Here is a 15,881-nt window from a genome sequence, read left to right as displayed (position 1 = left end):
TAAGCAGGTGATCGATTGAGTACAAGAAGGCGCAGGCCGGTAAAAAAAATAAATTACAGTATGAAGAAAAAGCTGGCAGTACTATTTTCCTTAGTGTTGCTGGCTTTAGTCGGTTTGGTGGCAAGAATTACCTATATCAATGCCACCAGCGGAAGCAAATATCGAAAGCAGGTGCTGAGCCAGGCTCAGCAGAAATATGAAAATCAGACACTCCCGGCAAAAAGAGGAGATATCTATGACCGGAACGGGAATATCCTGGCAACCAGCAACAAGGTCTATAATGTGATCCTTGACTGTCTGGAGGTCAATAAGGATCAGGATTCCGTGGAGCCTACCATCAAGGCGCTTGTAGAAGTTCTGGGACTTGATGAAGATGAGATGCGGAAGCTTCTCACCGACAGCGGTACAAAGGAAAGTCAGTATCAGATCGTAAAGAAACAGATCTCCATGGACGACAAAAAAGCCTTCGAAAAATACGAAGATCCGGGAGACGACAGTGAACTGACTGCCACGCAGCTGAAAGAACGTTCCAGGATCACAGGTGTATGGTTTGAAGAAGATTATCTCAGATCTTATCCGTTTAATGAGACTGCCTGTGATACCATTGGATTTACACTTTCCAGAGATGTGGCGGATGCCGGACTGGAAGGATATTACAATGCGACACTTACCGGCGTGGATGGAAGACAATACGGATACATCAACAACAATTCCGACGTAGAACAGACGATTATCGAACCGACGGATGGCAAAAGCATTGAGACTTCGCTGGATCTGGGACTTCAGCAGATCGTGGAAAAATACGTAAATACCTTTGAAGAAAAGATGGGAGCCAAAAATGTAGGCGTGATCATCGAGGATCCGAAAACAGGAGAGATCCTGGCAATGGATGGCGGTGACCGTTATGATCTGAATAACCCGAGAGATCTTTCAAACGTGTATTCCCAGAGTGAGATCGATGCCATGAACGATGAGGAGACCGTAGATGCGCTGAACGGAATGTGGAGTAATTTCTGCGTGACAGATGCCTACGAGCCGGGATCGGTTGTAAAGCCTATCGTTATGGGCTCCGCACTTGAAATGGGAGCGATTTCCGAGAGCGATAATTTTGTCTGTGACGGCGGACAGTCTTTTGGAGCGGAAGGTGCGACTACTTTCATCAAATGTGCGGTATGGCCGGATGCTCACGGGACAGAAGCTCTTTCCGATGTCATTGCCAATTCCTGCAACGATGGTATGATGCAGATCGCAGCAAAGATGGGAAAAGATAATTTCCTTAAGACACAAAGCGTTTTCAATTTCGGAACAAGAACCGGTATCGATCTTCCCAATGAGGGAAGCGGTGTGATCCATACCAGCGATACCATGGGAGAAACGGAGCTTGCATGTTCTGCTTTCGGACAGGGATATACACTGACCATGATCCAGGAGATCAATGCAATGTGTTCTGTTATCAATGGAGGATACTACTATCAGCCTCATCTGGTGACGAAGATCAAGGACAGCAGCGGCGGAATCGTAAAAACGATCTCTCCGACACTGATGAAGCAGACGATTTCCGAGAAGATATCTGCAGACATCCGTTCCTACATGGCAGCCAGCGTAGACCATGGTACCAGCCGTACCTCCAAGGTGCAGGGCTACAGCTCCGGTGGTAAAACCGGTACTGCCGAGAAGCTTCCGCGAGGCAATGGCAAGTATCTGGTATCTTTTATCGGATTTGCACCGGTAGATGATCCGGCACTTGTGATCTATGTAGTTGTGGATGAGCCGAAGGTAGATGATCAGGCAAGCAGTACGTACGCACAGTACATTGCACAGGGAATCCTTTCCGAAGCACTTCCGTATCTGAATGTACAGCCGGATGAGGCAGAGGATGGAGAAGTTCCGACTACAGAGCTGTGGGAACTTTTTAAGGGAATCAGCGATTCTGCAACAGGAACCGGCGCAGACGGGCAGAAGGAGGCCATTTCCGATGAGAATGTACCAAGTCCGCCGGAAGATGAGTCGGAGGACAGTGATACCGAAGATAATAACGATATGCAGAGCGAAGGTCTTACCAACGAGGAGGCCGGCCTGGAATAGATAAAAAGAATACCCTCTCAGGGGAACGTCATATATTACAGTGACGACCTCTGAGAGGGATTTTTTTATGATCCGGACCATGGTTTATCACAGGAAAAAAATATGGATGGTTTTTCTGATCTGCATAATGCTTCTTCTGGGACTTGTGGGAAGACTCTGGTATCTTATGAACGTCCGGGCAGAATATTATTCAAAAAAGGCGGAGGATCTTCATGAGAGGGAACGTGACATAAAAGCAGCCAGGGGAAAGATCCTGGACATCAGGGGAAATATTCTGGCAGATAACCGGACAGTCTGCACAGTATCGGTGATACACAGCCAGATCAAAGATCCTGAAAAAGTGATCCGTGTACTGTCCGGAGCATTGTCTGTAAAAGAAGAGGAAATCCGAAAAAAAGTTGAAAAAATTTCTTCTATTGAAAGAATACAGACAAACGTGGAAAAAAGCATTGGAGACAGGATCCGAGAATATGACCTTGAGGGAGTGAAGGTAGATGAGGATTATCGGAGATATTATCCTTATGGATCTCTCGCTTCAAAAGTACTGGGATTTACCGGAGGCGATAATCAGGGGATCATTGGTCTTGAAGTGAAATACGATGAGATCCTGAAAGGAGAGCCCGGGAAGATCCTCACAGTTACGGATGCACGTGGTGTGGAGATCGACGGAACCGGAGAACGGAGGAAGGAACCGGTGTCAGGAAATACTCTGCGTACCAGTCTGGATGTTAATATCCAGGAATATGTGCAGCAGGCAGCCGGTAAAGTCATGGAAGAAAAACAGGCGGAGAGAGTTTCCATACTGCTTATGAACCCTCAGAACGGAGAAATCTATGTCTGTGTCAATGTGCCTGAATTTGATCTGAACGATCCGTTTACTCTGAATACAGAAGAAACAGCAGCAGAGGGAGAAAAGAAGCAGGATCTTCTGAACCGGATGTGGAGAAACCCCTGCCTGAATGATACCTATGAACCTGGCTCGACTTTTAAGATTATCACTATGGCAGCAGGGCTGGAGGAAGGAGTGGTGTCAACAGAGGATCGTTTTTTCTGTCCGGGCTATAAGGTGGTGGAGAACCGGCGGATCCACTGTGCAAAGAGAACAGGACATGGTGCGCAGAGTTTTGTAGAAGGTGCCCAGAACTCCTGCAACCCGGTATTTATTGAGGTGGGCCTGCGGCTTGGAGCAGACCGTTATTACAAATATTTTAAACAGTTCGGACTTTTGAAAAAAACAGGAATAGATCTTCCGGGAGAGGCAGGAACGATCATGCATAACCCCAAAAATATGGGGGAGGTGGAGCTTGCCACGGTATCCTTTGGCCAGTCGTTTCAGATCACACCGATCCAGCTTGCAACAACCGTCAGTGGGATCATCAATGGCGGAAACCGGATCACACCTCATTTTGGGATCAGCGTGGAAAGTGCGGACGGAACAAAGGTGCGGACACTGGAATATCCGGTGGAAAGCGGGATCGTGTCCGGTGAGACTTCCCGGACAGTACGTAAGATCCTGGAAACTGTAGTTTCAGAAGGCTCCGGAAAAAATGCCGGGATCAAGGGGTTTTCCATTGGGGGAAAAACAGCTACCTCTCAGACACTGCCCAGAGGCTCCGGCAGATATATTTCTTCATTCCTGGGGTTTGCCCCGGCAGAGGATCCGAAGGTCCTGGCTCTTTGTATCATCTATGCACCTCAGGGTATGTATTATGGCGGGATCATTGCCGCACCGGTGGTACGCAGTATTTTTGAAAATGTACTTCCCTATCTTGGAATCGAGAGGACAGTTACGGAAACTCCATCCGGGGAAAACCGGGCAGATGGGGTTGATTAATGAGGATAAAAGCCTTATACTGTTGAAGAAGTATAAAAAAACGAAAGAATTAGAGGTGTGAGGATGGAGTTTCATGTTGTGATCCCTGTGCTGATCTCATTTGCGATCAGCCTTGTATTAGGACCGATTGTTATCCCTTTTTTAAGAAGACTTAAAATGGGACAGACAGAGAGAGAGCTGGGTGTGCAGTCTCACCTGAAAAAGAACGGTACCCCTACTATGGGTGGAGTGATCTTTCTCATTGCAACAACTGTAACATCACTGTTTTATATCAGAGATTATCCGATGATCATCCCGGTACTTTTCCTGACACTGGGATTTGGACTGATCGGATTTCTGGATGATTATCTGAAGGTAGTCCTGAAGCGTTCTGACGGACTTTTGCCATGGCAGAAAATGGCACTGCAGATCGTTGTGACAGCTGTATTTGCTTTTTATCTTGTAAATTATTCCAACGTATCCCTGACTATGAAGATCCCGTTCTGGAGCGGACATTATCTGAACCTGGGATGGTTTGCGGTTCCGGTACTGTTCTTTGCGGTGATCGGTACAGTAAACGGAGTCAATTTTACGGATGGACTTGACGGACTGGCTTCCAGTGTTACCCTGATCGTGGCAGTATTCTTTACGGTGGTTTCCCTTGGAATGAAAAGTGGTGTGGAACCTATCACCTGTGCAGTTGTGGGCAGTCTTATGGGATTCCTTCTGTTTAATGTATATCCTGCCAAGGTATTTATGGGAGACACCGGTTCTCTGGCATTGGGGGGCTTTGTGGCTGGTGTAGCTTATGCCATGCAGATGCCGCTGTTTATCATCCTGGTCGGACTGATCTACCTTGTGGAGGTATTGTCTGTTATGCTCCAGGTATCCTATTTCAAGGCAACACACGGAAAAAGAATTTTCAAGATGGCGCCTATCCACCATCATTTTGAGCTTTGTGGGTGGTCCGAGACACGGGTTGTTGCAGTGTTCTCTGTTGTAACTGCTATTATGTGCCTGATCGCTCTCCTGGCATTATAAGGAGGAACAGAAAAATGGATTTAAAAGGAAAAAAGGTTCTCGTTTTCGGAGCCGGAAAAAGCGGCATCGGAGCAGCTGATCTGCTTGGAAGTGCAGGAGCACAGCCGGTGATCTATGACGGAAACGCAGATCTTGATAAAGAGGTAGTTTTACATAAAACAAACGGAAAATACACCCCGGAGATCTGGGCCGGAGATTTTCCTGAGAGAGCGCTGGACAGTCTTGATCTCGTAGTGCTAAGCCCGGGAGTTCCCACAGACCTTCCACTGGTAAAGAGCTTCTATGAAAAGGGCCTTCCGGTATGGAGCGAGGTGGAGCTTGCCTACCGTACAGGCAAGGGAGAGGTTCTTGCGATCACAGGAACCAACGGTAAGACAACAACTACAGCACTCCTCGGAAAGATCATGGGAGATGCCCGTGAATCTGTATTCGTTGTAGGAAATATCGGAACTGCATATACATCCAAATCATTGGAGATGAGGGAGGATTCCGTAACTGTTGCGGAGATCAGCAGCTTCCAGCTGGAGACCATTGACCAGTTCCGCCCGAAGGTAAGTGCGATCCTCAACATCACAGAGGACCATCTGAACCGTCATCATACCATGGAGGAATACATCCGTGTAAAAGAACTGATCACCAAAAATCAGGGACCGGAAGATGTATGTGTTCTGAATTACGAGGATGAAGTCCTTCGCAAATTCGGTGAAAATATCGTTCCGAAGGTGGTATATTTCTCAAGTCTTCGCAAACTGGATAGGGGAATCTATCTGGACGGAGACCAGATCATTCTCAAAACAGAAAAAGAAGAGATCCCGATCGTAAAAACCGGAGAGCTTAAGATCCTGGGACGTCATAATCACGAGAATGTAATGGCAGCAGCAGCCATGGCATATTATGCGGGAGTTTCTGTGGAGAGTATCCGCAAGAGTGTCTGTGAGTTTGTGGCAGTTCCACACAGGATCGAGTATGTGACAGAGAAAAACGATGTTGCATATTACAACGATTCCAAGGGAACCAACCCGGATGCGGCCATCAAGGGGATTCAGGCAATGAACCGTCCGACTCTTCTGATCGGCGGCGGCTATGACAAGGAATCCAGCTATGATGAGTGGATAGAATCCTTCGACGGAAAAGTCCGTTATCTTGTTCTCATCGGTCAGACGAAAGAGAAGATCAAAGCAGCAGCAGAACGTCTTGGATTTACAGATATCATCCTCTGCGAGGATCTGAGGGAAGCTGTCCGGGTCTGTGCGGAAAAAGCCAATCCCGGAGATGCAGTTCTGCTTTCACCGGCATGTGCGAGCTGGGGACAGTTTGATAATTATGAGCAGCGCGGTGACATGTTCAAGGAATATGTGAAAGCACTGTAATAATCCGAAAAATACATACATAAGCTGAAATAAAGACCACTGTGGAGGCCATGCATGAAGGCAGGACAGAAACAGACCGGAAAGACAGATACCGTTCTCTGGGTACTGGTTCTGATTCTGGTGGTTTTGGGACTCGGGGCGCTTTTTTCGGCAAGTGAATATAATGGCAGAGTACGTTTCCACGACTCTGCCTATTATTTTAAAAAGCAGCTCTTTGCCACGGCACTGGGGCTGCTTGTTATGTATCTGGCATCACGGGTAGATTACCGGCTGTTTGTAAAGCTGGCGCCGGCTGCCTATATTTTTTCACTTTTTCTGTCTGCTGCAGTCCTGCTTTTCGGACAGGAGATCAATGGATCGAAGAGGTGGCTGAACCTGGGGCCGCTTTCCTTTCAGCCGTCGGAGTTTTCCAAGGTGGCAGTGATATTGTTCCTGGTATGGCAGATCAGCAATACAAAAAGCAAAACAACCGGATTCTGGTTTATCTGCAGGACTATGATGACTTTGCTTCCGGTAGCAGGTCTGGTGGGCTCCAATAACTTAAGCACAGCGGTGATCATTCTAGGGATCGGTGTGCTGCTGATCTTTGTGGCCAATCCCAGATATCTGCAGTTTCTCGCGCTTGGAGGTGCGGGGACAGGATTTATTGCGGTTTTTCTTGCCGCGGAGAGTTATCGTCTGGAACGCCTGGCAATCTGGCGGGATCCGGAAAAATATGAAAAAGGATTTCAGACTATACAGGGCCTGTATGCAATCGGAAGCGGAGGGATCTTTGGCAAGGGGTTCGGGAACAGTCTGCAGAAGCTGGGATTTGTCCCGGAAGCCCAGAATGATATGATATTTTCTATTGTGTGTGAGGAAACGGGGATACTGGGAGCCTTTCTGACACTTTTTCTGTTTGGCATTCTGATCTGGAGGCTTTGTATTCTGGCATTAAACTGCCGGGATCTGCAGGGAACGCTGCTGTGCGCCGGGATCATGGCACATATGGCGATCCAGGTGGTCCTGAATGTTGCAGTAGTAACGAATACGATTCCCAACACCGGGATCACTCTGCCCTTTGTAAGCTATGGCGGAACTTCTGTTGTTTTTCTTCTGGGGGAAATGGGGCTGGCCTTAAGTGTCAGCAGTCACAGACATGGAAGGATCACATAGAATAACAAGTAAGAGGCCCTTTTAGGAGTGGAATACTTGAATGAGATCGATGAGATCATCGTGACCGGAGGCAGGCCGCTGCATGGAAGCGTCCGGATCCAGGGGTCAAAAAATGCGGCACTTCCGGTTATGGCAGCAGCACTCTTAAGCACCGGGACCAGTGTACTGCGGGGATGCCCGAGAATCAGTGATGTATATTTGATGGAAAAGATCCTGAAATATCTGGGGGCAGAAACCTGGTGGGAAGGTCAAGATCTTTATCTGGACTGCAGCCATGCGGACGGCACCATGATACCGGAGTGTTATTCCGGAAAAATGCGTTCTTCCGTGATCTTAATGGGAGCAATGCTGGGGCGGAGCAAAAAGGCACAGACAGGATATCCCGGAGGCTGTGTGATCGGAAAGCGGCCGGTGGATCTTCATATCCAGGTTTTGCGCCGCCTTGGGGCAGCTGTGGTGGAAAACGGCGGGATGATCCGGGCATCCTGTGGAAAACTCCGAGGTGCAGAGATGTTTTTTCAAAAAAGAAGTGTAGGCGCTACAGAACAGGGCATTCTGGCAGCGGTCCTTGCAGAGGGGAAAACAGTTCTTAACGGCTGTGCCTGTGAACCGGAAATTTATTGGCTTTGCCATTATCTTACCGGAATGGGGGCAAAGATCCGGATTCATGAAAAAGGCTGTATCTGTATTGAAGGAGTGGAGAAGCTTGAAGCTGGCGATGACTGCATTCCACCAGACCGTATTGTCGCCGGAACCTATCTAATGGCAGCGGCGGCAACCAGAGGAGAGATCATCCTGGAAAATCCGCCTCTGGAGGAAATGGGTGGAATCCTGGATGTATATCGGAAAATGGGTGGACAATGCCGCAGGGTAGGTGGTAAACTAATAGTCAACGGAAAAAATACAGGTTTTCCCCTGGAGCTTCTGGAAACAGAAGTTTATCCGGGATTTCCTACAGACCTGCAGTCTCCTGCGATGGCGGTACTGGCCACGATCCCGGGAGTGAGCAGGATCCGCGAGAAGATTTTTGAAGACAGATATAAAACAGCTTCATGGCTCTGTAAAATGGGAGCACAGATCCAGATCCGGGATGGAGTTGCTGTGATATACGGAGGGCAGCCCCTGACCGGTTGTACTGTGGAAGCAGAGGAGCTTCGCGGTGGTGCGGCACTTGTGATCGCAGCACTTGCCGCGCAGGGGATTACCAGGATCCGGGGCTGTTGTTTCATAGAAAGAGGCTATGAACATATCTGTGAGGATCTGACCGCACTGGGCGGTCTGCTGATAAAGGACAGAGGAACTTTATGAAAACATCAAAAAAAAAGTCACTGAAAGCAGTTGGCGTACTTCTTGTCCTGCTGCTGGCAGGAATTATTTTCTTTTTTACGTATTATCAGGTAGATGAAGTGCAGGTGATGGGCAGTAGCCATTATTCTGAAAAACAGATCAGGAAGATGGTACTCAGGGGACCGCTGGCATCCAATTCTGTTTTTGCACCGCTTCTTTATACTAAGCAGAACACAAAAGATGTTCCTTTTGTAGAAGGCTATACCGTAACAAGGCTGAACCGGCACACCATCTGTGTCAGTGTGAAGGAGAAGGATATCGTTGGTTGTATCCCTTATCTGGACAGTTATATTTATTTTGACAGAAACGGTATTTTTGTGGAAGGGTCCACGGAACGTGACGAAAAAATCCCGTTTTTTGACGGGATCAAAGTCAAAAAAGTGATCCAGAACGAGAAACTCCCCATCAAGGATGAAACGGTGATGAACACGGCAGTTGCTCTTTCTACTATTTTTGCAAAAAATGATAAGGTTCCGGATCACATTGAATTTGAAGATGACGGACAGATCAGTCTTGTTTACGGGGATATCACAGTTAAACTTGGAAAGGATGAATATCTGGAAGACAAAATGACCAGAGTTCTGGCTATCCTTCCGATGATTTCCGGAAAAAAAGGAATTCTCCATGCAGAAAATGTAAATGATAATTCAAAGAACATTACCCTGGAGCAGGAACAGGATGAGAGCCAGACTTCCGCAGAAAACTGGACCGGTGGCTATGATGAGGAGGGAAATTATACCGGAGAAGGCGAATATGACGAAAATGGTAACTATGTAGGACCGAAACCGCAGACGGATCTGGAGTATGCGCAGGAAAACTGGGTGGGTGGTTATGATGAAGAGGGAGATTACACAGGCAGTGGTGAGTACGATGCCAACATGACCTATGTAGGCGAAGCCCCCACAGAAGAAACCATGGCAGAAAAAGGAAACTGGAAGGGCGGTTACCGGGAAGACGGCGGCTATGACGGAGTCAGTGAATATGACCGTGATGGCAATTACGTAGGTACTCTGGAGGATTATCAGGCCTCGGCAGAAAGCTCTGGAGACAGAACAGACTCCGAAGATCCAGATGCTCAGAGTACGGATACCAAAGATCCGGAAAATGAAGAAGATTCTTCAGACAGCAGCCTGGACAGCATCGGGAAAGAGGCTGATCACAGCAGTGATCTGGGAGACGGGTCTGAGGATTATGATGAAAATACGTACAGCGATTACAGTGATGAGTACGATTATGAGTAAAGATAAAAAAAGCTTTCTTAATGTATAGTACCGGTATTTGGGCATTTTGCCAGAGATTGTTTTGTAAATGTTTCGGTTAATAGAAACAGTGCCGAAATTTAGTGAAAAAAGTATAAAAAAACAAAATTAATGGTTGATTAATTACCGAAAAAAATATATGATATAACTATGTGTATATGTAGCTTGGAATAGATTATTACACTGAATCGGATATCAGGTAGAAATAAAGGAGGAAGTACATTGTTAGAGATAATGACGAATGAGGCTGAGTCTTCTGCGAAAATTATTGTAATTGGAGTAGGTGGCGCAGGTAATAATGCGGTAAACAGAATGGTGGAAGAGGCCATTGGCGGAGTTGAGTTTGTAGGTGTTAATACCGATAAACAGGCTCTGACACTGTGTAAAGCTCCGACTGTACTTCAGATTGGTGAGAAAATTACGAAAGGTCTCGGCGCCGGCGCACAGCCGGAGGTTGGACAGAAGGCAGCTGAGGAGAGCATTGAGGAAGTTAAGAAGATCATCGAGGGAGCGGACATGGTTTTCGTTACCTGTGGTATGGGAGGCGGAACCGGAACCGGAGCTGCTCCTGTGATTGCCGGTGCGGCAAAAGAGATGGGTATCCTGACTGTCGGTGTTGTTACCAAGCCTTTCCGTTTTGAAGCAAAGACCCGTATGAACAATGCACTTGCGGGAATCGAGAATCTGAAGAAAGCAGTTGACACTTTGATTGTCATCCCCAATGACAAGTTACTTGAGATCGTTGACAGAAGAACAACCATGCCGGAAGCACTGCGTAAGGCTGATGAAGTTCTTCAGCAGGCAGTACAGGGTATCACAGACCTGATCAATCTGCCGGCTCTGATCAACCTTGACTTTGCAGATGTGCAGACAGTCATGACGGACAAGGGAATCGCTCACATCGGTATCGGTGAGGCAAGAGGCGATGACAAGGCTATGGAGGCTGTACAGCAGGCGGTATCTTCTCCGCTTCTTGAGACAACCATCAAGGGCGCTACTCATGTGATCATCAACATTTCCGGAGATATTTCTCTTATGGATGCCAACGATGCTGCAAGCTATGTACAGGAGCTTACAGGTGAGGAGGCAAACATCATCTTTGGTGCTATGTATGATGATTCTGTTGCAGATTATGCAAGAATTACAGTTATTGCTACAGGTCTTACAGACAATAACCTTCAGAACACACCATTTGGAAACAGAGCTTCCAATTCTGTATTTGGAAACACCAAAAAAACAAGCCAGTCACAGCCAGGTGGTATGAACCTTAACATGCCAAGCTTCAGCCTGCCGACTATGAATTCCACACAGTTTGGAACAAAGGCTCCTACAAGCACTGTTCAGAAAAAGGATATCCAGATCCCGGATTTTCTTAAGAACAGATAATAAATGAACATGATAAGATCCGGCAGAGGTTCCATCTGGAACGTTGCCGGATCTTTTTGACTCTTCGATCAAAAGAAACAGGAATGACTGCTCTGTATGGAAACAGGAGTTCCGTTCAGGATATCAGCATTCGCAGTGAAAAGTATCACATTTTGTATCACAGCAGCGATGAGCATTGGCACCGGATACATTGATGGAAGCTGCGGTGCATTTGCAGTGCTCATTGTAGGTACAGTTGTGTGCTTTGCAGTCGATGTTAACGGTCTCACACCCATAGCAGGGATCTGCGGCATTTTTTACAGAACCTTCTTCCTGAGCACGGAAGCTTTCACAGGCGGTATCATCTGCATAACGTGCATCTGCTCCTTCAACATTGATGGCTCCCCGGGAACAGAGAGAATTTTTGTTATAGTAGCAGTTGTGTGCGGAACATTTAAGATTTGTCATAAAAGTGTCCTCCTGATAATTATGATTTTACCGGAAACCGTCAGCCTGCCGGAATGCGCACCCTGTCTGATCGTCAGCACTGCGATAAAGCCTGACAGATTCCGATGTTGCATAGTATGTCCGAAAGAAGAAAAAATCATACTCAAAAAAATACATAATAATATAAAAAAACAGTTGACAAATAGCAGACACCATGGTATCCTCTTAAAGTACGTAGCGAAAAGAAAGCAGAGTTCACTCTCACCTCAGCGCTGAAGATAAGCGACTCAGGTCAATATTGCACAGTACTGCGAACGGATCAACCATCGGTGCGCAGGTGTAATTGTTTGAAGTGTGGACATCTGTCTGCGCTTTTTTTGTGCGGCTTTAGCTACATTAATGAGAAAAAAATAATTCTATCATGTTCATGGAGGTGTACAACAATTAGCGGTTTAATGATTAACGAACAGATCAGAGACAGAGAGGTACGCTTGATTGGTCCGGACGGAGCTCAGCTTGGAATCGTGTCCGCCAGAGAAGCGATGGCGAAAGCGCAGGAGGCAGGACTTGACCTTGTAAAGATTGCCCCACAGGCGAAACCGCCGGTATGCAAGATCATTGATTACGGTAAATACCGTTACGAGCTTGCAAGAAAAGAAAAAGAGGCCAGAAAAAAGCAGAAAACCATCGATGTCAAAGAAGTGCGTCTTTCCCCGAACATTGATACGAATGATTTGAAGACGAAGGTAAATGCAGCAAGAAAGTTCCTTAGCAAGGGTGACAGAGTTAAGGTTACACTTCGTTTCCGCGGAAGAGAGATGGCACACATGGCCAGCAGTAAGCATGTGCTTGACGACTTCGCAGATCTTCTGTCCGATATAGCGACTGTAGAGAAGGCTCCGAAGATAGAAGGCAGAAGCATGACTATGTTTCTGACTGAGAAACGGTAGATATCTCAGTCTTCACGGCAACAGCCGGGCAGAACGGGATGCTATATAAAATTTAGAAGTACCAAATCAAGGAGGAATTCATAATGCCAAAAATTAAAACTTGCAGAGCAGCAGCAAAGCGCTTTAAAAAAACAGGTACAGGAAAATTAGTAAGAAATAAAGCCTACAAGAGCCATATCCTTACAAAGAAATCTCAGAAGAGAAAGAGAAATCTGAGAAAATCTACTGTTGTTGATTCTACTAACGTAAAGAGCATGAAGAAAGTATTACCATATTTATAAGATAGAGAAGACGAACAGGAGGAGAATTAAGAAATGGCAAGAATTAAAGGCGGATTAAACGCAAAGAAAAGACATAACCGTACATTAAAACTGGCGAAAGGCTACAGAGGAGCCCGTTCTAAACAGTATAGAGTAGCAAAACAGTCTGTAATGAGAGCTCTTACAAGTTCCTACGCAGGAAGAAAGCAGAAGAAACGTCAGTTCAGACAGCTCTGGATCGCTCGTATCAACGCAGCAGCAAGAATGAACGGACTTTCCTACAGCAAAATGATGCACGGCCTTAAGGTTGCAAACATCGACATCAACAGAAAGATGCTTGCAGAGATGGCAGTTAACGATGCAGCAGGCTTCACAGCACTTGCTGAGATCGCTAAGAAAGCAATCGCATAAGTAAAGTATTAAGAGACGAAGAAGTCCAGGGAGTTTTCCCTGGATTTTTTTGCGTGAAAAAATTCAGACAATTTGCCGAAAAACAACACAAGCTGTACAGCGGACAAGTGTCCGTGTTGTGCAATCAGACGAAAAACAGCAGATAACAAAATTTGTCCTTGAAATAAAAAATATGCGATGCTATAATTTTACCATTAAACATTAGTAACGCGACAAAGCGCAGGAGGAGAGATTATTATGAAGAATTGGAAGAAAGTAATCGGCGTTGCATCAGCAGCAGCGATGACAGCAGCTATGATGATGCCTGCATCAGTTTTTGCAGCAGATGAGACATTTAAGATCGGTGTGATCGGACCGATGACAGGTGATTACGCACAGTACGGTACTAACGTATACAACGCAGCAAAGATCGCTGCAGATGAGATCAACGAGAACGGAGGTTTCAACGGATATAAGGTTGAGATCCTTGATGCAGGTGATGACCAGGGAGATCCGGAGAAGGCTGTTAACGCATACAATGACCTGATCGATAAAGGAATGCAGATGCTCTGTGGAACTGTAACATCCGGTTCCTGTATCGCAGTAGGAGCTGAGGCAGCTGAGGATACATTCCTCTTCACACCATCCGCAACAGCACTTGACTGTATCACAGCAGGAACAAACGAGTTCCGTATGTGCTTCACAGACCCGGCACAGGGAACAAAATCTGCTCAGTACATTTCCGAGCACAAACTTGCAACGAAAGTAGCAGTACTTTATGATTCTGCTGCTGACTACAACTCCGGTGTACATGACGCATTCGTTGCAGCAGCTGCTGATGACGGACTTGAAGTAGTTGCAGATGAGGCTTACACAACAGACAGCAACACAGACTATTCTGTACAGCTTGCAAAGATCAAGAAGAGCGGCGCTGAGCTTCTTTTCCTTCCGAACTACTATTCCGACAATGCGCTGATCCTTCAGCAGGCATCTGAGGCAGGAATGGATATTAAATTCTTCGGTGTAGACGGTATGGATGGTATCCTTAACGTAGAGAACTTTGATAAATCTCTTGCAGAGGGCGTTATGCTCCTGACACCATTCTCAGCAACATCCACAGATGAGAAGAGCCAGAACTTCGTAAAAGCATACGGCGATGCTCACAACGGTGAGATCCCGAACCAGTTTGCGGCAGATACATATGATGTACTTTACGCAATGCAGCTTGCAGCTGACGATGCAAAGATCACACCAGATATGGAAAATGCAGACATCAGTGCAGCAATGAGCGCATCCATGGCAAACATCGAGCTTGACGGACTTACCGGAAAAGCAAAATGGACCGAGGATGGTGAGTGTGATAAAGAGCCGAAAGCATTCGAGATCAAAGACGGTGCTTATGTAGAGATGAAATAAGTAATTTCTGTTAACGTTAGGGGTCAGGGGACGGTCACCTTTAGTGGGAACCGTCCCCTTTTTCCCTTATCAATAAACAATTAAAAGAGGTGCGTTATGAGTTTTATATCTTATTTGAAAGACGGCATCAGTCTTGGCAGTATCTATGCGATCATTGCACTTGGATATACTATGGTTTACGGTATTGCCAAGATGCTGAACTTCGCACACGGAGATGTTATCATGGTAGGAGCTTATATCATCCTTACCTGTATCACAAGAGGCGGTATGTCACCGATCCTTGCAGTGATCCTTTCCGTGGTGATCTGTACACTGCTTGGTGTTGTCATTGAGAAGGTAGCTTACAGTCCGCTTAGAAAAGCTTCCTCAAACCTGGCCGTTCTGATCACGGCTATCGGTGTCAGTTATCTGCTTCAGAACCTGGCACTCCTGATCTTTGGCGCAGACGCCAAGAGCTTCGTGTCAGTTATCAAGGTTCCGTCCATCACACTGTTTGACGGAGAACTTACCATTAAGGGAATCACTATCGTGACCATTCTTGCATGTATCATCATCATGGTGGGACTTTCTTTCTTTGTAAAAAAGACCAAACCTGGACGCGCCATGCAGGCTGTTTCCGAGGACAGGGATGCAGCACAGCTGATGGGAGTTAACGTTAATGCAACGATCTCCCTCACATTTGCCATCGGTTCCGGACTTGCGGCCATTGCAGGACTTCTGCTCTGCCAGACATATCCGACACTGACTCCATACACAGGAGCCATGCCTGGTATCAAGGCTTTCGTAGCTGCTGTATTCGGTGGAATCGGTTCTATTCCGGGAGCTATGGTAGGCGGTATCCTTCTGGGAATCATCGAGATCTTCGGAAAGGCTTATATTTCTTCCCAGGTTGCAGATGCGATCGTATTTGCTGTTCTGATCGTCGTGCTTCTTGTAAAACCTACCGGACTGTTCGGCAAGAACATCCAGGAGAAAGTGTAAGG

The 15,881-nt window shown here is 46.6% G+C and carries 14 protein-coding genes; 13 read left to right on the top strand and 1 reads right to left on the bottom strand.

The features are described from left to right. The first annotated feature begins 15 nt into the window (after positions 1 to 15). The 8 genes from MUB50_RS00990 to ftsZ all read left to right on the top strand — a co-directional run bounded on the left by MUB50_RS00990 (position 16) and on the right by ftsZ (position 11,456). A complete protein-coding gene (locus MUB50_RS00990) occupies positions 16 to 2,085 on the top strand; it encodes a peptidoglycan D,D-transpeptidase FtsI family protein (protein ID WP_227574159.1) in 2,070 nt (689 codons plus the stop codon). Between the two features lie 67 nt (positions 2,086 to 2,152). After that, complete coding sequence (locus MUB50_RS00985; protein WP_244789934.1) at positions 2,153 to 3,919, top strand: peptidoglycan D,D-transpeptidase FtsI family protein; 1,767 nt, start codon at positions 2,153 to 2,155, stop codon at positions 3,917 to 3,919. Positions 3,920 to 3,982: 63 nt separating this feature from the next. Further along, positions 3,983 to 4,939, top strand: a complete 957-nt coding sequence (gene mraY, locus MUB50_RS00980) for a phospho-N-acetylmuramoyl-pentapeptide-transferase (protein ID WP_118368798.1) — start codon at positions 3,983 to 3,985, stop codon at positions 4,937 to 4,939. Between the two features lie 14 nt (positions 4,940 to 4,953). Next, positions 4,954 to 6,309 carry a UDP-N-acetylmuramoyl-L-alanine--D-glutamate ligase gene (gene murD, locus MUB50_RS00975; RefSeq protein WP_244789936.1) on the top strand — a complete coding sequence of 452 codons (1,356 nt, stop codon included), beginning with the start codon at positions 4,954 to 4,956 and terminating at the stop codon, positions 6,307 to 6,309. A 54-nt stretch (positions 6,310 to 6,363) separates the two neighbouring features. Continuing rightward, a complete protein-coding gene (locus tag MUB50_RS00970) occupies positions 6,364 to 7,464 on the top strand; it encodes an FtsW/RodA/SpoVE family cell cycle protein (RefSeq protein ID WP_173752772.1) in 1,101 nt (366 codons plus the stop codon). Between the two features lie 27 nt (positions 7,465 to 7,491). Further along, positions 7,492 to 8,772 (top strand): UDP-N-acetylglucosamine 1-carboxyvinyltransferase, encoded by a 1,281-nt coding sequence (murA, locus tag MUB50_RS00965; RefSeq protein ID WP_244789938.1) that lies wholly within the window; start codon positions 7,492 to 7,494, stop codon positions 8,770 to 8,772. Continuing rightward, complete coding sequence (locus MUB50_RS00960; protein ID WP_243164960.1) at positions 8,769 to 10,052, top strand: cell division protein FtsQ/DivIB; 1,284 nt, start codon at positions 8,769 to 8,771, stop codon at positions 10,050 to 10,052. The genes murA and MUB50_RS00960 overlap by 4 nt, the downstream gene beginning before the upstream one ends. Before the next feature lie 252 nt (positions 10,053 to 10,304). Further along, positions 10,305 to 11,456, top strand: coding sequence for a cell division protein FtsZ (ftsZ, locus tag MUB50_RS00955; protein WP_118368794.1), 1,152 nt, complete (start codon positions 10,305 to 10,307; stop codon positions 11,454 to 11,456). Positions 11,457 to 11,579: 123 nt separating this feature from the next. On the opposite strand, the gene MUB50_RS00950 is transcribed toward ftsZ, so the two are convergent. Next, complete coding sequence (locus MUB50_RS00950; protein ID WP_118512551.1) at positions 11,580 to 11,903, bottom strand: DUF1540 domain-containing protein; 324 nt, start codon at positions 11,901 to 11,903, stop codon at positions 11,580 to 11,582. Between the two features lie 434 nt (positions 11,904 to 12,337). Here MUB50_RS00950 and infC point away from each other — a divergent pair, with 434 nt between their 5' ends. From infC to MUB50_RS00925, 5 genes are all read left to right on the top strand, one after another. Then, positions 12,338 to 12,832, top strand: coding sequence for a translation initiation factor IF-3 (gene infC / locus MUB50_RS00945; RefSeq protein WP_118368792.1), 495 nt, complete (start codon positions 12,338 to 12,340; stop codon positions 12,830 to 12,832). Between the two features lie 83 nt (positions 12,833 to 12,915). Beyond that, on the top strand, positions 12,916 to 13,113 hold the full coding sequence (rpmI, locus tag MUB50_RS00940; RefSeq protein WP_021651646.1) for a 50S ribosomal protein L35: 198 nt from the start codon (positions 12,916 to 12,918) through the stop codon (positions 13,111 to 13,113). Between the two features lie 33 nt (positions 13,114 to 13,146). Then, on the top strand, positions 13,147 to 13,503 hold the full coding sequence (rplT, locus tag MUB50_RS00935; RefSeq protein WP_015526090.1) for a 50S ribosomal protein L20: 357 nt from the start codon (positions 13,147 to 13,149) through the stop codon (positions 13,501 to 13,503). A 237-nt stretch (positions 13,504 to 13,740) separates the two neighbouring features. After that, complete coding sequence (locus MUB50_RS00930; RefSeq protein WP_118512550.1) at positions 13,741 to 14,898, top strand: ABC transporter substrate-binding protein; 1,158 nt, start codon at positions 13,741 to 13,743, stop codon at positions 14,896 to 14,898. Between the two features lie 96 nt (positions 14,899 to 14,994). Continuing rightward, complete coding sequence (locus MUB50_RS00925) at positions 14,995 to 15,879, top strand: branched-chain amino acid ABC transporter permease (protein ID WP_118512549.1); 885 nt, start codon at positions 14,995 to 14,997, stop codon at positions 15,877 to 15,879. The last annotated feature ends 2 nt before the right edge of the window (positions 15,880 to 15,881 follow it).

Source organism: Blautia sp. NSJ-140 (assembly GCF_022868965.1).
Classification (GTDB): domain Bacteria; phylum Bacillota; class Clostridia; order Lachnospirales; family Lachnospiraceae; genus Blautia_A.
The sequence above is the reverse complement of the archived record's forward strand: the minus strand, read 5'-3'. Positions and strand labels throughout refer to the sequence as shown.